This window comes from Lelliottia sp. (assembly GCF_045627565.1).
Lineage (GTDB): Bacteria > Pseudomonadota > Gammaproteobacteria > Enterobacterales > Enterobacteriaceae > Enterobacter.
Genome location: NZ_JAZQNX010000008.1, coordinates 452738 through 476390, shown reverse-complemented (window position 1 = coordinate 476390; position 23653 = coordinate 452738). Strand labels below are relative to the sequence as shown.

Sequence of the window (23653 nt, the reverse complement as noted above, 5' to 3'; positions counted from 1 at the left end):
AGCGCTTCGATAACCTGCTGAAAATCTAAAATGTATAACTTTGTCCATTTCCTGCTGGCGCTGGTGATTATTCTTGCGCTCGCCTGGCTGGTGAGTTTCGACCGCCGAAAAATTCGTATTCGCTACGTTTTACAGCTTATTGTCATTGAAATTGCGCTAGCTTTCTTTTTCCTGCACGCGGAAAGCGGACTCTTCGTGATTAAATATGTCTCCGGATTCTTTGAATCCCTGCTGAAATTCGCAGCAGAAGGAACAAACTTTGTCTTTGGTGGGATGGGTGAAAAAGGACTGGCGTTCATTTTCCTCGGTGTTCTGTGCCCGATTATTTTCATCTCTGCGCTGATTGGTATTCTCCAGCACTGGCGAATTCTGCCGATTTTTATTCGCGTTATCGGCACGCTGCTGTCCAAATTGAACGGCATGGGAAAACTGGAATCATTTAACGCCGTCAGCTCCCTGATTTTGGGTCAGTCGGAAAACTTTATTGCGTATAAAGGTGTGCTGGGCGATCTCTCTTCTCGCCGTCTGTTCACCATGGCTGCAACGGCGATGTCGACCGTTTCGCTGTCGATTGTCGGCGCATATATGACCATGCTTGATGCCAAATTTGTGGTCGCTGCGTTAATTCTGAATATGTTCAGCACCTTTATTATTTTGTCGGTCATTAACCCGGCGCGACCAGAAGCCGAACCCGAAATCAAACTGGAAAAACTGCATGAATCTCAGAGCTTCTTTGAGATGCTGGGCGAGTATATTCTGGCCGGTTTTAAAGTGGCGATGATTATTATGGCGATGCTGATCGGCTTTATTGCCATTATTAGCGCCATCAACGCTCTATTCTCCAGCGTATTCGGCATAAGCTTCCAGCAAATTCTCGGCTACGTATTTTATCCGCTGGCATGGTTGGTGGGCATTCCACTGAGCGATGCGTTAAATGCAGGCAGTATTATGGCGACGAAACTGGTGGCGAATGAATTTGTGGCGATGATTGAGCTGCAAAAAATAGCCGGTCAAATGACGCCGCGCGGCCTGGGCATTCTGTCGGTCTTCCTGGTCTCCTTTGCCAACTTTGCGTCCATCGGGATTATCGCGGGTGCGATTAAAGGCCTGAATGAGCAGCAAGGAAACGTGGTGTCCCGCTTTGGTTTGCGTCTGGTCTACGGCGCGACGCTGGTGAGCCTGCTGTCGGCAAGCTTCGCCGGATTAGTATTGTAAAAAAAACGGCGGGATTTCCCGCCGTTTTTTAGAACTGAACGCAGACCGGCTGATCAACGCGCATCACCGATTCCTGCGCAAACCGTGATTTATACACCCCGCGCAAGGCTTCAATATTCTTCTCGCTCTGGGCATCTTTGCTGTGGATAAGCATCAACGCTTTGCTTGACTCACGCGCCACTTTGCCGTCATTACCCAGCCACTGGCCGCGCGCATCAAACACCGTTAAGCCATCACGAAAACGCGGCGTCACGTCCTGGTCGACAAACTGCTGCCACTCCTGACCGGTGATCTGTTCCCCTGCCGGACGGTTCAGCCCGAAATAAAGCGTGGTCTGCTGCATCTGATTATCGGCTTTGCAGGTGGCATCAGCGGCGCTATGCGACGGTGCGTTGCAGCCTGCCAGCATCAAGAGCGCGGCAGCCATCAGCCCTGTTTTGATTGTCATTATTCGCTATCCTCATTGTTATAAGCACAGCGATATGAACGTAAATGACGGGATTTAGCAAGAGGGATGAGGGTCTCCCTCTCCCGTTTGGGAGAGGGAGTAAAAACGCCCAGGCGGGAAAGGAATTACATCACTCGGCCTGCAACTTAGACGGCGGTGCCGTATGGTACTGCGCATCCGCTTCGGCGAAGCGTTGTTGCATCGACGCCGACGGTGCTTTGCCCAGCAGGCTGAACACCACGATACCGAGACTACCGAAGATAAAGCCTGGAATGATTTCGTACAGGCCCAGCCACGCGAACTGCTTCCAGACGATAACCGTCACCGCACCGATAATCATCCCGGCCAGCGCACCGTTACGCGTCATACGTGACCACAGCACGGAGAACAGCACCACCGGACCAAACGCAGCACCAAAACCTGCCCACGCGTAGCTCACCAGACCTAACACGCGGTTCTCCGGGTTAGCGGCCAGTGCGATAGACACAAGCGCCACCACCAGCACCATAAAGCGCCCGACCCACACCAGCTCTTTCTGGCTCGCGCCTTTACGCAGGAAGGCTTTGTACAGATCTTCCGTAATCGCACTAGAGCACACCAGCAGTTGGCAGCTCAGCGTCGACATCACCGCCGCCAGAATGGCTGACAGCAGAATACCGGCAATCCACGGGTTAAACAGAATCTGCGCCAGCTCGATAAACACGCGCTCGGCGTTCTGATTGACCGCCCCCGCCAGCGCCGGGTTGTTCGTGAAGTAGGCGATCCCGAAGAAGCCAACGGCACACGCACCGGCCAGACACAGGATCATCCACGTCATACTGATACGACGGGCATGAACGATGGTGTGGTGGGAATCGGCGGCCATGAAACGCGCCAAAATATGCGGCTGACCAAAGTAGCCCAGGCCCCAGCCCATCAGCGAAACAATGGCCACGAAGTTAAGCCCTTTCAGCATATCGACATTTTCAATGCTCTTCTGTTTGATCACTTCCAGCGAATCACCAAAGCCGCCAACCGTGATAATCACAATCACCGGGGTCAGAATCAGCGCGAAAATCATCAGGCTCGCCTGCACGGTATCGGTCCAGCTCACCGCCAGGAAACCGCCCACGAAGGTATAAATGATGGTCGCAACGGCACCGGCCCACAGCGCCGTTTCGTAGCTCATCCCGAAGGTGCTTTCGAACAGACGCGCACCCGCCACAATGCCGGAGGCACAATAGATGGTGAAGAACAGCAAAATGACCAACGCGGAGATAATGCGCAGAATGCGACTCTTATCCTCAAAACGTCCGGTGAAGTAATCCGGCAGCGTCAGCGCATTGTTGTTTAACTCGGTGTGAACGCGCAGTCGCCCCGCCACCAGCTTCCAGTTGACCCATGCGCCCAGCGTCAGGCCAATCGCGATCCAGCTTTCAGAAATCCCCGAGATAAAAATCGCGCCCGGCAGGCCCATCAGCAGCCAGCCGCTCATATCGGATGCACCCGCAGACAGCGCGGTCACCATCGGCCCTAAACTGCGCCCGCCCAGAATATAATCATCGAAGTTCTTCGTTGATCGCCATGCCAAAAACCCTATCAGGATCATGCCAAAAATATAAACGAGAAATGTCACCAGCATCGGTGTGCTAATAGCCATTCAAATTCTCCAAAATGTCGAGCGACAGCCTTCCGGGCAGCCTTATTATTTCATCACCGGAACGTAGTGATGCGTGTATGTGTTTCTGTTGGGCGCGCGTATCCTGCCGTAAGCGTTCCCCTTTCACAAATGATTTAACACTGCATTTACATCAAATTCATCCCTGGTTTTATACGTCTTTTACAGAGGTTGCACTCGCTCACGCTTTTACGGGTTGCACCTTTTAAAAGTGTTAAGTGCCGCATAAAAACAGGGTTCATACGCAGAATCCAGCACTTTTTTCCAGCTTACCTTCTGTTAACAATTCATTCATTTTTCAGCTTGCAAACCATGTCACATTTAACGCGGTTGCACAAAGTTGCAACATGGTGGATATTTCACGCTAACCACAGAACATCACTACAGCACAACAGGAGTTTTGGCATGGGCATGACCACCATGGGGGTTAAGCTGGATGACGCGACCCGCGAACGGATTAAAAGCGCCGCCACTCGAATTGACCGCACACCGCACTGGTTAATTAAGCAGGCCATTTTTAATTATCTGGAACGTCTGGAAAGTGAAGACGGTTTACCGGAATTGCCTGCCCTGCTGGCCGGAGCGGCCAACGAAAGCGAAGATACGGCGCCAGCCGGGGAAGAAAATCATCAACCTTTCCTCGATTTCGCCGAACAGATTCTGCCGCAGTCCGTTAGCCGCGCGGCCATCACCGCCGCGTATCGCCGTGCCGAAACCGACGCCGTCCCAATGCTGCTTGAGCAAGCACGCCTGCCGGAGCCGATTGCCTCGCAGGCGCACAGCCTGGCGTACCAACTCGCCGACAAACTCCGCAACCAGAAAACCGCGACCGGCCGTGCCGGAATGGTGCAAGGCCTGTTGCAGGAGTTTTCACTGTCTTCGCTGGAAGGCGTGGCGCTGATGTGTCTGGCCGAAGCGCTGCTGCGCATCCCGGATAAAGCCACCCGCGATGCGCTGATCCGCGACAAGATCAGCAACGGCAACTGGCATTCTCACATTGGTCGCAGCCCGTCGCTGTTTGTGAACGCCGCGACCTGGGGTCTGCTGTTTACCGGCAAACTGGTGTCGACCCATAACGAAGCCAATCTCTCGCGCTCCCTGAACCGCATTATCGGTAAAAGTGGCGAACCGCTGATCCGCAAGGGCGTGGACATGGCGATGCGCCTGATGGGCGAACAGTTCGTGACCGGGGAAACCATTTCCGAAGCGCTGGCCAACGCCCGCAAGCTCGAAGATAAAGGGTTCCGCTACTCCTACGATATGCTGGGTGAAGCGGCGCTCACCGCCGCTGATGCGCAGGCTTATATGGTCTCTTATCAACAGGCGATCCACGCGATTGGCAAAGCCTCTAATGGCCGCGGCATCTACGAAGGTCCGGGCATTTCGATCAAGCTTTCTGCCCTGCACCCGCGCTACAGCCGTGCGCAGTATGACCGCGTGATGGACGAACTCTATCCGCGCCTGAAGTCATTAACCCTGCTGGCGCGCCAGTACGACATCGGCATTAATATCGATGCCGAAGAAGCCGATCGTCTGGAAATCTCTCTCGATATGCTGGAAAAGCTGTGCTTCGAGCCAGAGCTGGCGGGCTGGAACGGGATTGGTTTTGTCATCCAGGCATACATAAAACGCTGCCCGTTTGTCATTGATTATCTGATTGATTTGGCTTCTCGCAGCCGTCGCCGTCTGATGATCCGTCTGGTGAAAGGCGCGTACTGGGACAGCGAAATCAAACGTGCGCAAATGGACGGCCTGGAAGGCTATCCGGTCTACACCCGCAAGGTCTACACCGACGTCTCTTATCTGGCCTGTGCGAAAAAACTGCTTGGCGTGCCGAACCTGATTTACCCGCAGTTCGCTACCCACAACGCTCATACGCTGGCGGCAATTTACAGCCTGGCCGGACAAAACTACTATCCGGGCCAGTACGAATTCCAGTGTCTGCACGGCATGGGTGAACCGCTGTACGAGCAGGTCACCGGCAAAGTGGCGGATGGCAAACTGAACCGTCCATGCCGCATTTATGCTCCGGTCGGCACGCACGAAACGCTGCTGGCGTATCTGGTGCGCCGTCTGCTCGAGAACGGCGCAAACACCTCGTTCGTGAACCGCATCGCCGACACCACGCTGCCGCTAGATGAGCTGGTTGCGGATCCGGTTCAGGCGGTGGAAAAATTAGCCGCACAGGAAGGCCAAATCGGTCTCCCGCACCCGAAAATCCCTCTGCCGCGCGAGCTGTACGGAAAAGATCGCGTCAACTCTGCGGGCCTGGATCTGGCGAACGAACACCGTCTGGCGTCGCTCTCCTCTGCCCTGCTCAACAGCGCGCTGCAAAAATGGCAGGCCAAGCCGATTCTTGAGCAACCGGTCGACGCCGGTGAAATGCAGCCGGTTGTTAACCCAGCCGAACCAAAAGATGTCGTCGGATTTGTGCGCGAAGCGACCGAAAGCGAAGTGGAACTGGCGCTGGAAAATGCCGTCAATAACGCGCCGATCTGGTTTGCCACGCCACCGCAGGAGCGTGCGGCGATTCTGGAACGCGCCGCGATCCTGATGGAAGGCCAGATGCAGCAATTGATCGGCATTCTGGTGCGCGAAGCGGGTAAAACCTTCAGCAACGCAATTGCAGAAGTGCGCGAGGCGGTCGATTTCCTGCATTACTATGCGGGTCAGGTGCGCAACGATTTCGATAACGAAACCCACCGTCCGCTCGGTCCGGTGGTCTGTATCAGCCCGTGGAACTTCCCGCTGGCGATTTTCACCGGACAGATCGCGGCCGCACTAGCCGCCGGTAACAGCGTGCTGGCAAAACCCGCCGAGCAAACCCCGCTGATTGCCGCTCAAGGGATCAACATCCTGCTGGAAGCAGGCGTTCCGGCAGGTGTGGTACAAATTCTGCCAGGCCGTGGCGAAACCGTCGGCGCGAAACTGACGTCAGATAACCGCGTACGCGGGGTGATGTTTACTGGCTCGACCGAAGTGGCAACGCTGCTGCAACGTAACATCGCGACGCGCCTTGATCCGCAGGGTCGCCCGACGCCGCTGATCGCCGAAACAGGCGGAATGAACGCCATGATCGTGGATTCTTCCGCCTTGACCGAACAGGTGGTGGTGGACGTGCTGGCCTCGGCGTTCGACAGCGCCGGGCAGCGTTGCTCTGCCCTGCGCGTACTGTGCTTGCAGGACGACATCGCCGATCACACGCTGAAAATGCTGCGCGGTGCGATGGCCGAATGCCGTATGGGGAATCCAGGACGCCTGACCACCGATATCGGTCCGGTGATTGATGCTGAAGCCAAGGCCAATATCGAACAGCACATTCAGGCGATGCGCGCCAAAGGCCGTCCGGTCTTCCAGGCGGTTCGTGAGAACAGCGAAGACGCCCGCGAATGGAACAGCGGGACGTTTATCGCCCCGACGCTGATTGAGCTTTCAAGCTTCGACGAGCTGAAAAAAGAGGTCTTCGGCCCGGTGCTGCACGTGGTGCGCTATAGCCGCAACAACCTTGAAGCGCTGGTGGAGCAAATCAACGCCTCCGGCTACGGCTTGACGCTCGGCGTGCACACCCGAATCGACGAAACCATTGCGCAAGTCACCGGCAGTGCGAAAGTCGGTAACCTGTACGTTAACCGCAACATGGTTGGCGCAGTGGTCGGCGTGCAGCCGTTTGGCGGTGAAGGGTTATCCGGAACGGGTCCGAAAGCCGGTGGACCGCTGTATCTGTACCGTCTGCTGGCGAACCGTCCAGAGAACGCGTTGGGCATTACGCTGGCGCGACAGGATGCTGAGCGCCCGGTCGATGCGCAAGTGAAAGCCCTGATTTCGCAGCCGCTGGACGCGCTAATAAAATGGGCAGAAAAACGCCCGGAACTGCACGCGTTGTGTCAGCAGTATGGCGAACAGGCGCAGGCCGGTACGCAGCGTCTGCTCCCTGGTCCAACCGGCGAGCGTAATACCTGGACGCTGATGCCGCGCGAGCGCGTGCTGTGCGTCGCTGATAATGAACAGGATGCGCTGGTGCAGCTGGCGGCCGCCATGGCGACGGGTTGTGAAGTGCTGTGGCCGGAAGACGGTTTGCACCGCGACCTGGCAAAACAGCTGCCGAAAGCGGTTTCCAGTCGTATTCGCTTCGCGAAGCCCGATGTACTGATTGCTCAGGCCTTTGACGCGGTGATTTACCACGGTGATTCCGACCAGCTACGCGAGTTGTGCGAGCAAGTTGCGGCACGTGACGGCGCGATTGTGTCGGTTCAGGGCTTTGCCCGTGGCGAAACCAATCTGCTGCTGGAGCGTCTGTACGTGGAGCACTCGCTCAGCGTCAACACCGCGGCGGCGGGCGGTAACGCCAGCCTGATGACAATCGGGTAACGCTGTGCTAATAAGGCTCCGGAAACGGGGCCTTTTTTTAGGGTGAAATGATGAAACGATTAATGATAACCGCAGCAGCGTGGCTGTTTAGCGCCAGCGCGCTGGCAGACGATTGCGCCAATGCCAACACGCAGTCCGAGATGAACATCTGCGCTGCTCAGCAGTATCAGGCTGCGGATAAAAAACTGAATCAGACGTATCAGGATGCAATGAAGCGCGCCGCAGTCCCTCAGCGCGATCTGCTCAAAAAAGCACAGCAGGCGTGGATCACCCTGCGTGATGCCGATTGCGCCTTTGCCGCCTCCGGCACGGCGGGCGGCAGCGTTCAGCCGATGATTCTGAATCAATGCCTGGCGGAAAAAACCACCGACCGTGAAGCGTTCCTTGCCTCAATGATGCAGTGTGAAGAAGGCGATTTGAGCTGCCCGCTGCCGCCGGCCAATTAACGCAGGCGAATGCCTTCAATAATCATGCGCTGGACGTTATCGACCGCACTCTGGAAAAACGCTTCGTCCTGGAGCGTTTTTCCGGTCACCGCTTCGACCTGACTGCCAAAATCCGCGTAGTGCTGGGTCGAGGCCCAAATCATAAAGATCAGGTGATGCGGATCCACCGCCGCCAGCTTGCCGCTCTCCACCCATCCTGCAATAATCGCCGACTTTTCATCGATCAGTTGCTTTAAATCACCGCTCAGCTCTGCCTGTAAAAGCGGCGCCCCCTGAAGCATCTCCATGCAAAACAACTTTGAAGCCTGCGGATAATCGCGGGACACCTCGAGTTTGAGCCGAATGTACTCTTTTATCGCCACCAGCGGCGTCAACTCTTCCCGAAACGCCTTCAGCGGTGCGAGCCAGATATCGAGAATTTGTTGCAGCACTGCCACGTAAAGCGCTTCTTTCGAGGGGTAGTAATAGAGCAGATTGGTTTTCGATACGCCCGACAGCTCGGCGACCTGTTCAAGACGGGTGCCATGAATACCGTATTGCGAAAAGGTGTCCAGCGCCGCGCTCAAAATAGCCTGTTTCTTGGCACTGACCGCTCGCGAGCGTTTACCGGGGGTTTGCACTGCGCCTTGTGTCATCTGCGCTCTCCTTGTTGGTTTGCATCAGCATAGCAAAACCGCCGCTGACTCACGACCTCTTGCACCGCTATGCGTTCGCAGAGGCAAAGAGGAAAGCACTTTAGTAGCGAGAGAAATGATCGGATGGACGCGGGTGGGTGGATGATTGAGGGTTGATCTTTAGGCGATTACGTCTGGATTTGCCAGACATGAGCCGGTTCTGGAAATCATGATGAAGAGCTCACAGCCTTTTTCGACGTTGCCTGTGAGGAGTGATCGAGCTGTCGCAAAGCAGGAACCAGACAAGCGCCCTGCTCTTTGATTTATTGCAGATGGCCCGTTATTAATCCAGGTCATCTGCTTCAGCATGGACCATCAAGATCCGATTAATGGTAATTAATCCAAGAGCGGTTTGCGGTTTTCTTTCGCCGGCTCTGGCTTAAGTTTTTCAAAGGGAATACTGCACATGCTTTCAGCGATTATCCCAAAAAGAGAGTCTTTCGGGTAAGTTTCCCATTGCCCCACATCCAGTCCCGCATGGACAAGATCGCCCTCCGCGAACGGTTTGGAAAAAAGCGAACGTCCCATAACAGCACGCTGGTTTTTGTCGCAGTTAATCACATCGATTGCCCGGGAGCTGGAAACATAGACGGGTGGATTTTTTATAATCAGTGTCCGCTCAGCGTAGTTATTGATGAAATAAAATCGGCGTAAGTGGCTGTTACCCTGATAAGTTGAAATCACCCTGAAATCGACATACGAGGTAATGCTCTCATCTTCGAGGACTTTTATGAGACCAGCCGGTGCTTTGGCTGGCGTTTGCGGCTGGGGTTTAGTCGTCCCAGTACAACCCGTCAGCATAAGTAATACCATCCAAGTTAGCTTTTTCATTTTGCTGCCCCACCTGATAAATCAGGTCGTAATGTCTTTAGCATGTCAGGCGTTACATTTCCCTGAACTGAACAGAGCAGTAATGTCCCTTCTTTGCCTTTGCTGAGCATCAGGAGCTTTTCGGCACTTTGTTCTGCCGGAGCAATACCCGACACCGCCTGCGCATTTTGTTCCCAGGCACTTTTTGCGTCTGCTTTAATCATCGTCTGAGAAATATAATCATCTCCAGCCTTAGTCCAGGTTAAATGATCAAGCCTGGACATGACCTCTTCCTGTGATTCTTTGAAAACCAAACCCCAGTAATAGTACTTACCGTAATTGATTTCATTGAGGTTGCTGGTTTGCAGAAAATATCCCGATAGCGTCAAATTCAATTCATGTAGAGGTTGGGCAAACCAGAGGGTGCCATTACCGTCAGCGGGCGCTTTGAACCAGGCCTGAGAGTGCTTGTCAACAGTCAAAGGCGCTACGCGGCTGAGTTTGGCTCGCTGATGATAAATCTCACTGAAAAATGTCGTGTCACAGCGCGTCAGGCTTTGCGTCAACGTATTGGCGTGAAGAGGTAATGTTACGCCTGTCATTCCCAGCATGAACCCAATGGAGCAGATAATTTTACGCATGTAATATCCATATAATAAAAAAAGACGCTATTTTTATCGGCGTACTGCGAGGAGACTTTACGCTTTTTTCTTTCACTCCCTTATCAGGCATATTAAAAATATGACCTTGCCGTTATATCCTCCCCCTACCGCGTAGCCCCTTGAGCACTGTACATTCCATACACATTTAATATCTTTGCATTGGAACGCTGATTCTGACCGAATAGCGCAGTGGGCATGCAGCGGTTTGTTTCTTATCAATAGAGAGAAGGTCAGTCTGCCCTTTGCCTCATGATGATTAACGCTGATCCCTTCTGACATGTTGTAATACCCTGAACACCATACGTTTATGAAGTCATAAGCGATGAAATCAGATATCCCAGCGCGCCTGGAGAGGAATAATGGACAAGTACGCGGAACGACTTACAGGATTTATGCATGCCGTAGGCTGTATGAATGATGCGGCAAACCGCGTGTCTGACTATTACGTGGTGAAACTTGAAGAGAGCGGCAGCATGCTGACCTCTCTTGCGATATATCACTTGACCATCACAGATAAGTTTCCTGCCGCATACTGGCACCCGCAACTGAAAGCCTGCGATGAAAAAATGTTTATGGAAAAGGTCGCGTCATGGTTTTTTGAGCATCAGGATACTCAGCGACTGCCTTCCTCACTCAAGAAGAACCTGCTCGCCCATTTTCAGGATGGGCTCACTGAAATGGCCGGCAATGCGCAGCTTTATACTCTCATCACCAGCCCACCCGTTTGGTATGGATCCCTTTACGATGAATTCGTCATTGAGTCACCCTATGGCAGATTCCTCGTCCATTTTAGTTGCCACGACTGACGCCTTTTTCACCGTCCTGCTTCAACACACTTTCGCTTAATAATGTGTTTCACGGCCTAATCAGCCTCGGGCAAAATGAGTGGCCTCAGCCGATGCGGTGACATAGCTCGCGTAAAATCCCTCCCGTCTCACAAACAAATAAACCTTTATATCGCTGTGTGTTTATTTGCGCGGAGTAAACAGATGGCTTTTTTTTGCACAGGTACAATGCTGTTTTGAGTAAAACAAATAATGGTATCGACCATGCATAATGAATATAAAAAGAAAATATTTTTTAAACATTTGATTTTAATGAACTAAAATAGGGTGTAATGATGACATCAAGAATAGCCTTGGCACATATATAAATAGCACTGTAACTAAATTATAATTCTTTAACATCCGGTTGATATACGAGGTCAGAATGCGTTCAATTATCATGCTGTTAAGCTTTGTGCTCTCTACACAGGTCTGGGCGGGTGAGCTTTCCAGACCTACCGGTAAAGTCCTTTTAACACTGTCTGGTAATATCGAAAATACCAATGAAGGTGGAAAAGCCGTTTTTGATCTCGCCAGCCTTGAAAAACTGGGTATGGTCAGTTTTCAGACCACTTCACCCTGGTATGATGGCCGTACAACCTTTACGGGTATTTCACTGCAAAAGCTCATGGATTATGTCGGGGCAAAAGGTTCTGTTGTTAAGGTCACTGCCCTCAATGACTACACCACCGAAATCCCCCTCAGCGACTTTAAGAAATACAACGTGATACTGGCTTTAAAAATCAACGGAGAATATATGCGTGTTCGTGATAAAGGCCCGTTGTTTGTGGTTTACCCCTATGACAGCATGCCTGACCTGGATAATCAGATTTATTATTCAAGGTCAGCCTGGCAGGTCAGCAAAATGAATATTGAGTAAGGGGTCAGAAGACCAACATGAACAGAATTCTGGCTGGCATCATTTTTTTCCTTTTTATATCTACCGGGTATATCTCTTTCCTTGTGCATGAAAGGCAGCAAGAGTTACAGAAACTGACTCACTACGCCGCTGCCTGGTCTGCTGCACAGATGGTATCAGAATATTACCGGTTTGAATCGGTGCTTGGTCTTTACACTAGCGACGAGACGATAACGCTGGATGATGTGCGCATGCGTCTCGACATTATGCTCAGCCAGAGCGATTTAATGAAAGAAGGTGATCTGAGGAATTACATCGAAAGTAATAAAGCTCATCATGCACTGGCGCTACAGCTTGAAAAGAAACTTGATTATCTGGATACTCATATTGAGAAAATGAACCGCTCAGAACTCCAGGCATACCTGAAAACTATGCAGACGCTGGATGCCCCCCTGAGTCGTCTGTCATCCGGCGCTTTAGACAAAGATATTAACTCAATTAATGACGCCAACCTCAAAATCAAAACTCTGTACTATATTTACTCAGCAACGTCTGTATTGCTGATAATAATGAGTGCGATCCTGGGCTTGCTGATATTTTATCAAAACAGAAATATTCAGAAAGCACATCTTCAGGTAAAAAATCTTGCTGAAGAACTGCAGGAATCGAAAGAAAAACTGCAGGTCCAGAATACAAAGCTGGAATATGACGTCTACCACGACTCTCTGACAGAGATGAATAACCGCCATTTTTTTTGGGGCAACTTAAATGAAACAATCGAGAACGCAGTAAAAAGCAATAATACTGTGACTGTGATGTTGTTTGATTTAGATCGATTCAAGGTTGTCAATGATACGTATGGTCATGATGTCGGTGATATGTTATTACGCCAGATATCACAACGTCTGATTTCGATGTGCCTGACGTCCGATACGCTGTATCGTTTAGGCGGTGATGAGTTTGCATTTCTTTCGAGTGGCCTGACGGAAAGCAGTGCTGTTTCACTCGCCCAAAATATATGCGATGCAATCAACCAGCCTTTCACTATTTATAATACGATTATCAATATAACTACCAGTGTCGGCATTGTTATCTCAGACGCTGAACGCCGCTCGGACTATCTCTATAAATTTGCCGATCTGGCCCTTTATGAAGCCAAAAATGAAGGCGCGGGTAAGATAAAAGTTTTCCGCCAATGGATGTTAGATAAGCTGCAAGAAAGCCGAACCCTTGAGCATGATATGGCGCTGGCGTTAGCGAATAAAGAATTCGTGGTTTATTATCAGCCTATTGTTGATTCCTTCACACAGGAAATTTACAGCTATGAAGCCCTTATTCGTTGGATTCACCCGCTAAAAGGCATCCTGTCGCCGGACACCTTTATTCCTGTGGCTGAAAAAACAGGAATGATAAACGAGATGGGGAAATCAATGCTTGAAATGGCCTGCCGGGAAGCCGCTTCCTGGGTAATGCCGGCTAAAATTTCAGTGAATGTTTCTCCTGTCCAGTTAAGTAGCAAAGCCTTTGCCGGAATAGTGGTGTCTATTCTGAACGAAACGGGACTTTCCGCTGAACGTCTTGAACTGGAAGTGACTGAATCCTCTCTCTTTACTGAGAGTAAAACGCCGATGAATACGCTTAACAGGCTCCGGGCTCTGGGGGTGAAAATATCCATCGATGATTTTGGTACCGGTTATTCTTCTCTTTCGCGCCTCAGCAGACTTGCCTTCGATAAAATCAAAATTGACAAGTCCTTTGTCAATTCGGTATCGACTCAGGAAGATGCCCTTAATATCATCAGGCTCATCACTGGTATGGCGAAATCACTTAATATGAAGACCGTTGCAGAAGGTGTTGAAACACAGGAGCAACTGGAAAGCCTTCAGGCGCTGGGCTGTGATTTCATACAAGGTTATCTGTTTGGTAAACCTCAGCCTTATATAGATGGAAAAATCAGAAACGGTCGAATATAAAATGTTCTTCCTGTCGGTGAATTCAGGGTTGCGTTTTTTCTGACGGGTCCTACACCGGAAAATCTACCCGTGCTTAAACGCGATGGAAAAAATAAAGGGGTAGCAAACGCCTGTTACCCGCTCTGTTTGCTACCCATTATCTGTAAAAGGAGGTTAAAAGACCTCCCACGCATCAAGCGTTGAATTCCTCTGACAGGCGCAGTATGTCATCACACATCTCTTGTAACTCATTGAACAGTCTGGCTAAATGGAATCCATCGCACACAGAATGATGTACCTGAACGGCGAGAGGCAACAATACTTTTCCGTCTTGTTGGTAATATTTTCCAAGAGTGAACATCGGGGCAAAAAAGTTCTGCATGTTAGCCACGTTGATATTAAAACTGGTAAAACTTACCCAAGGAATAGCTGATACGAAAAATACGTTTTCGCGAGACTCTTCCTTTGGCCAATAAGAAAGATTATTCCCATAGCGTGCAACATCTTCTGAATAAGCGTCCTGGAAGTGATGGATATTGCCGTCGTAGTGACTCCATAACGATGAAAAAGTCTCCGTTTCATTATGGAAAATGGTATAGCTTGGATGAATTTCATTCCATATGACAAGCTCATTATTCTTCATGGCCATACGGAATTCCGCATGACTGTTGACGATTTTAGTAAGCAGAAAAATAATCGTCGGATAAAATTTCCAACCAACTTCTTTTATATGCTTTAGCAGCACGGTAATATCTACCAGGACTGTTTGGTTAATTGTGGATTGAGCAAACGACTGAAACACCTCAAAATGCTCTTTTCTTGCCCAACGAGACAGGTCAACAGGTATATATTCCAGGGTTGTTGTTTTCATTTCTTAACCTTTGATTGTAAATTATATATCAGATGTTAGTCTATGTTTTATGAATTAAGCAAAGAGTTAAGACCCACCCATTTTTTATAGAGAACGCATTTTTAAGAATAGCGCATACCTATAAGGTAGGAAAGTAAATTTAAAATACATGTTAATAAAAGGAGATTGTGCACTCTACAGGTATTTCCCAAAAATAACATCATGAAGAATATCGGCTTTTCGTTCAAGTCAGTCCTATGGTCGTTCACTGTCGGCTCCGTGCCAGAAGCGAACATGGTTGCCGGAAGTGATGAATTACTGGGTCAGGCTGTGCAGAGAAAAAGCGATTAACAATATCCCGCCGGCAATGTTGACGTATTTTTGCAGCATCAATGGATTAGTTTTTTTTACTGAAAAGATCAGTGTTTGACTGACGGCGAAAAGCCAAACGCTCATAATCACAACATGTACTGATGCCAGTATCAGATAGTCGCAGACCCCTCCCTGTATACCTGCAAACTGCGAAACGACAGTCAGATAAAAAATGATGGCCTTCGGGTTCAAAACATTCGCTATCCAGGCCTCTCTTAACGTCACTGAATGCTTCGTATCAGCAGCCCCTCCAGCAGCCCCCCTTATGCCGTTGCGAATGAGCACCGCTCCTAACCAGAGCAGATATGCGGTTCCGAAAAATTTCAATAGAGCAAAGGTTGCTGGAGACGAGATGAGCACAGCGGTTATACCAAGCCCTATCAAAACTGCGTGGGTGTATATGCCCAAAGCTGTTCCGGTAAGAGTCCTGAACAGTCCTTTGTGGCCGCCTGCCAGAGCACCGCTCATAACAAGAGTGAAACTTGCTCCGGGAGACAGTGCAACAGGGAGTAGTACCGGCATAAAGCCAAGAATGTTTAGATCCATAGATTTTGGATAGTAATTGACGCTTTGCTGTATTGCCAGTAAAGGCGCTTAGGGGAGGTTATATTCCATGTAATGGAAACACATAGCTGCCATGAATGGAAGGTCCGCTCCTCGCTCACGGCCGACCGTGGATGCGCGTCGAGAAACTTTGTTCCATTATGTTTGCTCCTGCTACCTGTCGAAAGGCTGCTTCAGCCATTTTCTTCGCTAACACGACACGAGATCCTCCTGCCTTTCCGTCACGCTTTGAACAGATATCGTGGATTACCCGATATTTTGGGAGTGATGGCATACAGATCTCCGGCGTTTGGGTAGGTAATTAACGCCCTGGGCGTCATCGCGAAACGAGCAGTCGTAATGAATAACGTTCCCAACCCCTTCCCTCCGAAGCAGCAGCTGGTAGGCCGCGGAACCGGCATTAGCACACGATCGCTCAGATGTCCGTAGCGGTCATAGCGTAACAAACATCCGCCATTGAACTGACAGACCCATAACCCCCCCTCCTTATCCAGCGCGATACCATCAGGACGCCCCAGTTCGGTAGGCGTTTTTATAAATAATCTGACATCTTCTGGCATACCGTGAGCGGTATAGGTCGCCTGAAAAATCGAGCATGCAATCGAATCGACAAAAAAGAGGGTATTCCCATCCTCCGACCAGGCAAGCCCATTAGGCAGCGCGATTCCCTGCTGGATTGAATGGACGTTACCGAGGCTATCAAACCGGTACAGAGCGCCGGATTTGCGATCCGGCCCCTCATGCATGAGCCCAGTAATAAAGCGTCCCTGTGGATCGCAGGCTCCGTCGTTAAAACGATAACCTGCACTATCATGAATTCCGGCATGGATGTGGCTCACGTCTCCGGTCCGGATATCAAGCATGGCAACACTTGCCTTTTCCGTGAAGAGTAGATTGCCTTTATCAGTGAGCGCCAATGCCCCAATGTGTACTGCCGACTCATGAACGGTTTCAACCTTTCCATGGGGCAGCAGCACCTTGATCTTTCCGCGAGTGATATCCACGAAATACAGCACACCGTTCTCATCATCCCAGACCGGGCTTTCGCCAAGCTCAGCGCCGATTCTGGCAACATGACGCAGATCGTTATTATCAGCCATTTCAGGTCTCTTTTATCCGTTGCCATTGGGCGGCAACGTCCGCCACGTTTTCGCATTCAACGCGCTTCAGGTCTGTTGGATAGACCACGCCGGGGTTCTCACAAAAACGCGTTGCGGTAAACTGACCATTGCTGGCTCGGAGGATGTAACCCGTGTCCTGACACAACGGACTCGCCAGGTACAGAACTCCCGGCGCGATCCACTCTGGTTTGAGGTCAGTGGGAGGCTGCGAACTTCCCCACATGCGCGTTCTGGCAACCGGAGAGATGGCGTTCACAAGAATGCCATGCTGTTCGCCTTCCAGGCTCAGGGCATTCATGATACCGACCTGAGCCATCTTGCCTGCAGCATAAGCTACAAGCCCCGACTGGGCATAACGCTGATACATGGCGCGATCGGACGTAGTCAACACGATGCGCGGCGAGGAAGAGTACTTAAGGTATGGCCAGGCATATTTACTCAACCAGATCGGCGCTCGCAGGTTGATATCGATGGCACGCTCCAGGAAATCCGCATCCAGATCTTCGATAAGTTGATAGTCTACCCAGCCTGCGTTGTGGATCAGGATGTCCAGTTTACCGAACCGCGTGATAGCCAGTTCAATGAGTTCCCTGCAGCCCGTCTCGTTATCCAGGCGTCCACTGTGTGAGATTAACTGCCCGCTGTCGAAACGGAGGGCGTGACAGGCTTCGGCGATCACATCCTCCGTAGCACCTTCTCCAGACCGGTTGGTGCCAAGGTCGCTGATGACAACGCACGCCCCTTGATCTAATAGCGACTGCGCGTATGCCAGTCCCAGCCCCTGCCCTGCGCCGGTAATGATCGCGACCTTGTGTTGCAAAAGCATATCGGTAAGCGGGTATTTATGGCTCATGCTGACTCTCCGTGAACAAGAATGTCACGATGATGGAATGCCACACGCAGCCGGTAAAATATATTATTTATAGGCTAATGAGATCTGGAACGTCTCAATCCACCTTGAGTGTCATAACCCTACGTATCTCCTCGATTAATTTATCCCGGATTATCGACGTCGAGCGCTCATTCCACCCCATTAAGAGCTCCACATGTTTCAGTTCATCCGGAGCATCGACCTCAAGTGGCCTGAATACCACGTCTTCCCGCACCTCATGCGCCAGTGAGGCGGGTAACAGCGCGACGCCGAAGCCGCTGGCAACCAGCGTAACGAGTGTCTGCAGCTGTCGGGCTTGTTGTGAAATGTGAGGTCTGAATCCTGCAGCTTCACAGAGCTGAATCAGCTGGTCGTGAAACCCCTGCCCCAGGTGGCGTGGTGGCGAAACAAAGTGGTCATTTTGAAGTGCTGCGAGTTTAACGGTTCCACTATCTGCTAAACGGTGTGCGGCAGGCAGGGCGATCACAACAGGCTCACGCAATATGGCGTCAAAACGCAGGCCTGGCGAGGTCCTGCCTGGCGGTCGCATAAATCCAAGATCTGCCCGTCCCTGTTCGAGGGCATCAATCTGTTCCTGGGTCGTGGCCTCTTCCATTGTGAAGGAAACCGCCGGGTAGGCTGCGCGATAATTTTTCAGGGCGCGTAGCAGAGGGACATAACCAGCAAGGCTGATAAAGGTCAGGGTCAAATGACCTTCAATCCCCTGTGACACGCGCCGGGTTTTTTCAACGCCCTCATCGAGAAGACGTAACACGTCTCGCGCTGAGTCGAGAAAAGTCACCCCCGCAGGCGTCAGCGACACGCTGCGATTTGTGCGTTCAAACAGTGAAACACCTATCTCCTGCTCAAGTCTACGAATGGCCTGGCTCAAGGGAGGCTGCGCCATATGAAGACGCTGTGCGGCCCGGTTGAAGTGCAGCTCTTCTGCAACGGCTATGAACTGGATAAGAAGTCGGGTTTCAATCATGAGATGCTATGGATACCATTATCATGTTTATAAGATCTATAGCATATTACTGATTCACTTACGCACTCTCACTGCAGTATCGCCAGGCTTTTCATTCTGAAGACGTCTCTGAGAAGTACAAAACCGGGCTTAAAAGCCCGGTTCAATTAGCGGGAATTACCACTCCCAACGCAAACCAGCATTGACTTGCCAGTTCGTATTGATATCACCGCCTGAAGATTTCTCCAGATCGAGATAGAAGCGAGAGTTGTTGTCTTCTGATAACTGAACATTGGTACCAATACCGTAGTTTATCCAGCTATCTTTCCCATCTCGTTTGTCTAACAAAACAGTGTCTTTGCCTCGAACAGTAATATTACGATCGCCTGCAAACTCATGCAGGAAGTCAGCTTTCAGATAAATGTCATTGTTGCTATTTTCTTCAAACCGATGTCCTACCCGTACTCCGACGCGACCAATAACACTGTTAACATCGTCTTGATTTACCTTTAAACCACTACTTGTGGTGTAGTTGGCGTTATTAATATGCGTGTATACAAGTTGTCCTTGTGGTTCGATGAAATTGCCATTCTCTGCTGAAAACTCACGGCCATATTCTGCGCTCGCGCTCCAGGCTCCATGGCTTGTCGAACCATGCCCGGTAGATCCAAAAGTATTTCGATAATCGAAATCGCTCTTAAGATGGCTGTATTTCAGTACCCAATCGACATAGTCTTGCTTTTCAGGTCGATTCCATGAGCCGTAAATACTCCCACCGTAGCTTTTGTTTTCACCAGAGCCTTGATCAAAGGTTGACTTACCATTCAGATAATGTGCAGCAAAACCTTTCGTCAAGATTCCACTTTCATACTCAACTTTATTGTCATAACCTAGCTGGTAGAAATTATATCGATTTTTAAAATAACTCCCCTCATCACTTTTCACTTCGCCACCTTTATAACGCATCCATACTCCATTTTCCTGCTGGTCGTTTCTTAATTCCCCTAAACGTTTATTAAGGCTGTCAATTTCGAGACGGGCAGTGGCAGTCATATAGTTGACACTTGCGTTTGCCATAGCCGTGTTACTGGCTGCACTTAATTTTTTATCGATACCAGTGAGATACCAGTTAGTACCATACTGGCTGGCTGGGTCACCGCCTTTGATATCGGAACGAAGCATAGGTTTATAGTCGTAGACATACTCGTTATTGATATCAATCTTATCGTAGGCCTTAAAGCTGACATTATTTGCCGCATCAGCAATCCAAATATCTTCTTTCAGATCGGCAAGTTTGTTGACATTTAAAGCTTCAATATAGTGAGAGCCACCGGTACTGCTCTTGACTACCTCAATAAAGTCACTGCCATTCTTACGATTTTCATCCGTTTTATTGGTGTTAACATCAACGAGGAAAATACCATTATTGCCTTTGAGGTCATAAATTTTGACACCTTCATTCTGGCTTTTATTAGTATGGAGGTTAAAACCATGTAAGTTTACGGTACCGCCATCCTGTAATGTTAACGCGCTGATTTGAGCATTAACGGCATCGGGTATCCACTGGGCTTTATCCATCAAGGTTACATCCAGTTTACCTGCCCAGGTATCACTGTCTTTATCATATTCATTTGCCTCCGTACCATGCCAATAGGACTGACTCCCCTTTAACAGGGCAGTGATGCTGCTGCCTGAGCCAAACGCGTTACCCAGATCCAGATTACCGAGTAAATTAACCTGATATTTACCTGTGTCATTGATAATGACCTGGCCACCACGCTTGGCACTTACAGCATCGCTTTTTGCTCCGCCACCCGTGTAGGAAGCATTTTCGCCCAATAACTCCATAAAGTTTTTTGCGTAGGTGTTAATATAAACATTGCCACTATTAGCACTAATTTTTGAATCACTCCCGGTTGCGTACAATCCATTATTTGCAACAGATGCGGTCCCGGAGCCCTCACTGTCTAATTCAACAAGTGAATTAATATAAACCCCACCATTAATAGTCACGTCAGAACCATTGGAAACCATCATTGCAGTACTATTATGATGATGGTTATCGCCACCTATAGTCATGGCATTATTATAATTAAAATTATTTAATGATATAGCATTTTTCTTGTCTGCAGTTAACCCAAAGAAAGCAGTGTAGGAACTATCAGTAGTATCTTCCCCGCGAAGATGAACAGAATAGTCTCCAATAGTGTACTTTTTTTGGGTAGTTTCTGCTTGACCGATGTAAACCTCAAGAGGGCTGCCTGGATTATTCACATTAACTACGGCATTATAATTACCATCGCCAGCTATAGCATCTGTTAGATTCACTGATGAAGGTTGTAAAGATCCAGATGAGTAATTGAGTTCTCGCTCGGAGGCAAGACTATACCCAGACCATAAAATATTATTAATAAGTAAAAATAACGTTAATGGTTTAAATTTTTTAGATGTTGCTAAGTAAGGATACATGTTTATAAGCTCCAGAAATTAAAAGATTATAAGCAGGTATAAAACCTCATAATGGCATTCATCATTTGACAGATGATAAAACTAAAAGATGCATATTACATGCGCCTATAATATTGAAAAAAAATATACAGCATGTCAATACTTCTTTGCATTAAACAATTTAATGCATCCTTATGCTTAATAAATTTTGCAATGAAAACATTTATTTATTTCTTATTATATCAGAGGGGCCTCATCGGCTAAAATATAGTTTGTAAAATCAGCGTTAAATAATCTTTATATAATTGAGACGGCTAAATGCCTTTTATTTACCAAGCTCACATGGATTACTTTTAAATGTATTACTTAAAGCAGTATCAAAACGCCCAACATGTCCTACTGACAATTATCCTGATTGTCATTGCGACAGGACTTTTGCTATCCCCCGTAACCATTCGTTACCGCAGGGTGATTCCTTAGCGGTGGCGATTGGTCAGACTGATGGCCCGATGCACATCGCCTTAACGCATCCTGCACCGCCATCGCGCATAACTGCCTGTTTTGTGTGCATCTCTTTTGACCAGTCAGTCCACTTTTTTAGCACTCAATTCATCAACCAAGAGTTAACACATTAATAACACTAGCAATTTAAAAACTGGCATCACCTTTGCAAAATCATTTTCACGAGGCTGAACAGGAAATGCAGGATGCAGCGCCACGTCTGACTTTCACCCACATTGAGATGTAGAGAGGTTCGTGATGAAAATTGGCGTATTCGTCCCCATTGGCAACAACGGCTGGTTGATCTCCACGACGGCTCCGCAGTACATGCCGACCTTTGAGCTGAACAAGGCCATCGTGCAGAAAGCCGAGCACTATCATTTCGATTTTGCACTTTCGATGATCAAGCTGCGCGGCTTTGGTGGCAAAACCGAGTTTTGGGATCACAACCTGGAGTCGTTCACCCTGATGGCGGGTCTGGCGGCGGTCACCTCACGTATCCAGATTTATGCCACCGCCGCCACGCTTACCCTGCCCCCGGCGATTGTTGCGCGCATGGCATCTACGATTGATTCCATCTCTGGCGGGCGTTTTGGCGTCAACCTCGTCACCGGCTGGCAAAAGCCGGAGTATGACCAGATGGGGATCTGGCCGGGGGATGAATATTTCTCGCGCCGCTACGACTACCTCACCGAGTACGTACAGGTCCTGCGTGATCTGTGGGGCACGGGCAAAAGCGACTTCAAGGGCGACTACTTCACAATGAACGACTGCCGCGTCAGCCCGCAGCCCTCCACGCCCATGAAGGTGATTTGCGCCGGACAGAGCGACGCGGGGATGGCGTTTTCCGCCCAGCACGCTGACTTTAACTTCTGCTTCGGCAAAGGCGTCAACACGCCTGCCGCCTTCGCCCCAACCGCTGCGCGCATGAAAGATGCCGCCGAAAAAACCGGTCGCGACGTGGGATCGTACGTCCTGTTTATGGTCATCGCCGATGAAACCGACGAGGCCGCGCGCGCCAAATGGGAGCACTACAAAGCCGGGGCCGACGAAGACGCCCTGAGCTGGCTGACTGAACAGAGCCAAAAAGATACCCGCTCCGGCGCGGACACCAACGTGCGCCAGATGGCGGACCCCACTTCCGCCGTCAACATCAACATGGGCACGCTGGTCGGGTCCTATGCTAGCGTAGCGAAAATGCTCGATGAGGTTGCCAGCGTGCCGGGTGCCGAAGGCGTCCTGCTGACCTTTGATGATTTTCTGCAAGGTGTTGAAACCTTTGGGGAGCGCATTCAGCCGCTGATGCAGTGCCGCTCGCACATTCCAGCCGTGACCCAGGAGGTAGCGTGATGACGACCTTACCCGCACGTCCGGAAGCCATTACCTTTGCACCGCAGCACAGCGCGCTGATTGTGGTCGATATGCAAAACGCCTACGCCAGCCAGGGCGGTTATCTGGATCTGGCGGGCTTTGACGTTTCGGCCACCCAACCGGTTATCGCGAACATCAAAACCGCCGTTGCTGCCGCACGCGCCGCAGGCATCCTGATCATCTGGTTTCAAAACGGCTGGGACGATCAATACGTTGAGGCAGGTGGCCCCGGCTCGCCCAATTTTCATAAATCAAACGCACTGAAAACCATGCGCAACCGCCCAGAACTGCAGGGCACGTTGCTGGCAAAAGGCGGCTGGGATTATCAACTGGTGGATGAACTTGTCCCGGAGCCGGGCGACATCGTGCTGCCCAAACCGCGCTACAGCGGCTTTTTCAACACCCCGCTCGATAGCCTGCTGCGCAGCCGCGGCATTCGCCATCTGATCTTCACCGGGATCGCCACCAACGTCTGTGTGGAATCAACACTGCGCGACGGCTTTTTCCTGGAATATTTCGGCGTGGTGCTGGAGGACGCGACCCATCAGGCCGGGCCGGAGTTTGCGCAGAAAGCCGCGTTATTCAATATCGAAACTTTCTTTGGCTGGGTCAGCACTGTCGCCGATTTTTGCGATGCCGTCTCGCCGCCTTCGTTAGCCCGCATCGCCTGAGG

At 50.3% G+C, this 23653-nt stretch carries 19 protein-coding genes; 8 read left to right on the top strand and 11 right to left on the bottom strand.

The annotated features are described in order from the left end of the window. Window positions 1-30 precede the first annotated feature (30 nt). Entirely contained in the window at window positions 31-1215 is a 1185-nt protein-coding gene (locus tag ACKI5T_RS07025; protein WP_133630589.1) for a nucleoside transporter C-terminal domain-containing protein, read from the top strand. A gap of 28 nt (window positions 1216-1243) precedes the next feature. Here ACKI5T_RS07025 and ACKI5T_RS07020 read toward each other — a convergent pair whose 3' ends face one another. Beyond that, window positions 1244-1663 carry a DUF3574 domain-containing protein gene (locus ACKI5T_RS07020; protein ID WP_407436620.1) on the bottom strand — a complete coding sequence of 140 codons (420 nt, stop codon included), beginning with the start codon at window positions 1661-1663 and terminating at the stop codon, window positions 1244-1246. A 130-nt stretch (window positions 1664-1793) separates the two neighbouring features. Next, window positions 1794-3302, bottom strand: a complete 1509-nt coding sequence (gene putP / locus ACKI5T_RS07015) for a sodium/proline symporter PutP (RefSeq protein WP_407436618.1) — start codon at window positions 3300-3302, stop codon at window positions 1794-1796. Between the two features lie 423 nt (window positions 3303-3725). Between putP and putA the strand changes: the two genes are divergently transcribed. Both putA and ACKI5T_RS07005 read left to right on the top strand, forming a co-directional pair. Further along, window positions 3726-7688 (top strand): trifunctional transcriptional regulator/proline dehydrogenase/L-glutamate gamma-semialdehyde dehydrogenase, encoded by a 3963-nt coding sequence (putA, locus tag ACKI5T_RS07010; RefSeq protein ID WP_407436616.1) that lies wholly within the window; start codon window positions 3726-3728, stop codon window positions 7686-7688. Window positions 7689-7738: 50 nt separating this feature from the next. Further along, window positions 7739-8134, top strand: a complete 396-nt coding sequence (locus ACKI5T_RS07005; protein WP_407436791.1) for a lysozyme inhibitor LprI family protein — start codon at window positions 7739-7741, stop codon at window positions 8132-8134. On the opposite strand, the gene rutR is transcribed toward ACKI5T_RS07005, so the two are convergent. The 3 genes from rutR to ACKI5T_RS06990 all read right to left on the bottom strand — a co-directional run bounded on the left by rutR (window position 8131) and on the right by ACKI5T_RS06990 (window position 10259). Then, window positions 8131-8769 (bottom strand): HTH-type transcriptional regulator RutR, encoded by a 639-nt coding sequence (gene rutR / locus ACKI5T_RS07000; RefSeq protein ID WP_407436614.1) that lies wholly within the window; start codon window positions 8767-8769, stop codon window positions 8131-8133. The genes ACKI5T_RS07005 and rutR overlap by 4 nt on opposite strands. A gap of 375 nt (window positions 8770-9144) precedes the next feature. After that, window positions 9145-9639 carry a surface-adhesin E family protein gene (locus ACKI5T_RS06995; protein ID WP_407436612.1) on the bottom strand — a complete coding sequence of 165 codons (495 nt, stop codon included), beginning with the start codon at window positions 9637-9639 and terminating at the stop codon, window positions 9145-9147. Then, window positions 9636-10259 (bottom strand): hypothetical protein, encoded by a 624-nt coding sequence (locus ACKI5T_RS06990; RefSeq protein ID WP_407436611.1) that lies wholly within the window; start codon window positions 10257-10259, stop codon window positions 9636-9638. The genes ACKI5T_RS06995 and ACKI5T_RS06990 overlap by 4 nt, the downstream gene beginning before the upstream one ends. A 380-nt stretch (window positions 10260-10639) precedes the next feature. On the opposite strand from ACKI5T_RS06990, the gene ACKI5T_RS06985 reads away from it, so the two are divergent. The 3 genes from ACKI5T_RS06985 to ACKI5T_RS06975 all read left to right on the top strand — a co-directional run bounded on the left by ACKI5T_RS06985 (window position 10640) and on the right by ACKI5T_RS06975 (window position 13936). Continuing rightward, a complete protein-coding gene (locus ACKI5T_RS06985; protein WP_407436609.1) occupies window positions 10640-11086 on the top strand; it encodes a hypothetical protein in 447 nt (148 codons plus the stop codon). A gap of 403 nt (window positions 11087-11489) precedes the next feature. Further along, window positions 11490-11984, top strand: a complete 495-nt coding sequence (locus ACKI5T_RS06980) for a molybdopterin-dependent oxidoreductase (protein WP_407436607.1) — start codon at window positions 11490-11492, stop codon at window positions 11982-11984. A 17-nt stretch (window positions 11985-12001) separates the two neighbouring features. Next, complete coding sequence (locus ACKI5T_RS06975; RefSeq protein ID WP_407436605.1) at window positions 12002-13936, top strand: putative bifunctional diguanylate cyclase/phosphodiesterase; 1935 nt, start codon at window positions 12002-12004, stop codon at window positions 13934-13936. 172 nt (window positions 13937-14108) lie between these two features. On the opposite strand, the gene catA is transcribed toward ACKI5T_RS06975, so the two are convergent. From catA to ACKI5T_RS06945, 6 genes are all read right to left on the bottom strand, one after another. Continuing rightward, on the bottom strand, window positions 14109-14786 hold the full coding sequence (gene catA / locus ACKI5T_RS06970; RefSeq protein ID WP_407436603.1) for a type A chloramphenicol O-acetyltransferase: 678 nt from the start codon (window positions 14784-14786) through the stop codon (window positions 14109-14111). Window positions 14787-15080: 294 nt separating this feature from the next. After that, the gene (locus ACKI5T_RS06965) at window positions 15081-15683 is read right to left on the bottom strand and encodes a LysE family translocator (protein WP_407436601.1); all 603 of its coding nucleotides are present in this window, start codon (window positions 15681-15683) and stop codon (window positions 15081-15083) included. 239 nt (window positions 15684-15922) lie between these two features. Then, window positions 15923-16801 (bottom strand): SMP-30/gluconolactonase/LRE family protein, encoded by an 879-nt coding sequence (locus ACKI5T_RS06960; protein WP_407436599.1) that lies wholly within the window; start codon window positions 16799-16801, stop codon window positions 15923-15925. A gap of 1 nt (window position 16802) precedes the next feature. Continuing rightward, window positions 16803-17675 carry an SDR family NAD(P)-dependent oxidoreductase gene (locus ACKI5T_RS06955; RefSeq protein WP_407436597.1) on the bottom strand — a complete coding sequence of 291 codons (873 nt, stop codon included), beginning with the start codon at window positions 17673-17675 and terminating at the stop codon, window positions 16803-16805. A gap of 94 nt (window positions 17676-17769) precedes the next feature. Beyond that, a complete protein-coding gene (locus ACKI5T_RS06950; RefSeq protein WP_407436595.1) occupies window positions 17770-18681 on the bottom strand; it encodes a LysR family transcriptional regulator in 912 nt (303 codons plus the stop codon). Window positions 18682-18837: 156 nt separating this feature from the next. Next, window positions 18838-21129 carry an autotransporter outer membrane beta-barrel domain-containing protein gene (locus ACKI5T_RS06945; RefSeq protein WP_407436593.1) on the bottom strand — a complete coding sequence of 764 codons (2292 nt, stop codon included), beginning with the start codon at window positions 21127-21129 and terminating at the stop codon, window positions 18838-18840. Window positions 21130-21867: 738 nt separating this feature from the next. On the opposite strand from ACKI5T_RS06945, the gene rutA reads away from it, so the two are divergent. Together rutA and rutB are read left to right on the top strand one after the other, a co-directional pair. Next, complete coding sequence (gene rutA / locus ACKI5T_RS06940; protein WP_235135283.1) at window positions 21868-22959, top strand: pyrimidine utilization protein A; 1092 nt, start codon at window positions 21868-21870, stop codon at window positions 22957-22959. After that, window positions 22959-23651 carry a pyrimidine utilization protein B gene (gene rutB, locus ACKI5T_RS06935; RefSeq protein ID WP_012016921.1) on the top strand — a complete coding sequence of 231 codons (693 nt, stop codon included), beginning with the start codon at window positions 22959-22961 and terminating at the stop codon, window positions 23649-23651. Before rutA ends, rutB begins: the two co-directional genes overlap by 1 nt. Window positions 23652-23653: the final 2 nt, after the last annotated feature.

What these genes read in the sequence shown, in the direction of transcription:
- ACKI5T_RS07025 (WP_133630589.1), top strand. Translation starts at nt 31, where the DNA reads ATGTATAACTTTGTCCATTTCCTGCTGGCGCTGGTGATTATTCTTGCG.
- ACKI5T_RS07020 (WP_407436620.1), bottom strand. Translation starts at nt 1,663, where the DNA reads ATGACAATCAAAACAGGGCTGATGGCTGCCGCGCTCTTGATGCTGGCA.
- putP (WP_407436618.1), bottom strand. Translation starts at nt 3,302, where the DNA reads ATGGCTATTAGCACACCGATGCTGGTGACATTTCTCGTTTATATTTTT.
- putA (WP_407436616.1), top strand. Translation starts at nt 3,726, where the DNA reads ATGGGCATGACCACCATGGGGGTTAAGCTGGATGACGCGACCCGCGAA.
- ACKI5T_RS07005 (WP_407436791.1), top strand. Translation starts at nt 7,739, where the DNA reads ATGAAACGATTAATGATAACCGCAGCAGCGTGGCTGTTTAGCGCCAGC.
- rutR (WP_407436614.1), bottom strand. Translation starts at nt 8,769, where the DNA reads ATGACACAAGGCGCAGTGCAAACCCCCGGTAAACGCTCGCGAGCGGTC.
- ACKI5T_RS06995 (WP_407436612.1), bottom strand. Translation starts at nt 9,639, where the DNA reads ATGAAAAAGCTAACTTGGATGGTATTACTTATGCTGACGGGTTGTACT.
- ACKI5T_RS06990 (WP_407436611.1), bottom strand. Translation starts at nt 10,259, where the DNA reads ATGCGTAAAATTATCTGCTCCATTGGGTTCATGCTGGGAATGACAGGC.
- ACKI5T_RS06985 (WP_407436609.1), top strand. Translation starts at nt 10,640, where the DNA reads ATGGACAAGTACGCGGAACGACTTACAGGATTTATGCATGCCGTAGGC.
- ACKI5T_RS06980 (WP_407436607.1), top strand. Translation starts at nt 11,490, where the DNA reads ATGCGTTCAATTATCATGCTGTTAAGCTTTGTGCTCTCTACACAGGTC.
- ACKI5T_RS06975 (WP_407436605.1), top strand. Translation starts at nt 12,002, where the DNA reads ATGAACAGAATTCTGGCTGGCATCATTTTTTTCCTTTTTATATCTACC.
- catA (WP_407436603.1), bottom strand. Translation starts at nt 14,786, where the DNA reads ATGAAAACAACAACCCTGGAATATATACCTGTTGACCTGTCTCGTTGG.
- ACKI5T_RS06965 (WP_407436601.1), bottom strand. Translation starts at nt 15,683, where the DNA reads ATGGATCTAAACATTCTTGGCTTTATGCCGGTACTACTCCCTGTTGCA.
- ACKI5T_RS06960 (WP_407436599.1), bottom strand. Translation starts at nt 16,801, where the DNA reads ATGGCTGATAATAACGATCTGCGTCATGTTGCCAGAATCGGCGCTGAG.
- ACKI5T_RS06955 (WP_407436597.1), bottom strand. Translation starts at nt 17,675, where the DNA reads ATGAGCCATAAATACCCGCTTACCGATATGCTTTTGCAACACAAGGTC.
- ACKI5T_RS06950 (WP_407436595.1), bottom strand. Translation starts at nt 18,681, where the DNA reads ATGATTGAAACCCGACTTCTTATCCAGTTCATAGCCGTTGCAGAAGAG.
- ACKI5T_RS06945 (WP_407436593.1), bottom strand. Translation starts at nt 21,129, where the DNA reads ATGTATCCTTACTTAGCAACATCTAAAAAATTTAAACCATTAACGTTA.
- rutA (WP_235135283.1), top strand. Translation starts at nt 21,868, where the DNA reads ATGAAAATTGGCGTATTCGTCCCCATTGGCAACAACGGCTGGTTGATC.
- rutB (WP_012016921.1), top strand. Translation starts at nt 22,959, where the DNA reads ATGACGACCTTACCCGCACGTCCGGAAGCCATTACCTTTGCACCGCAG.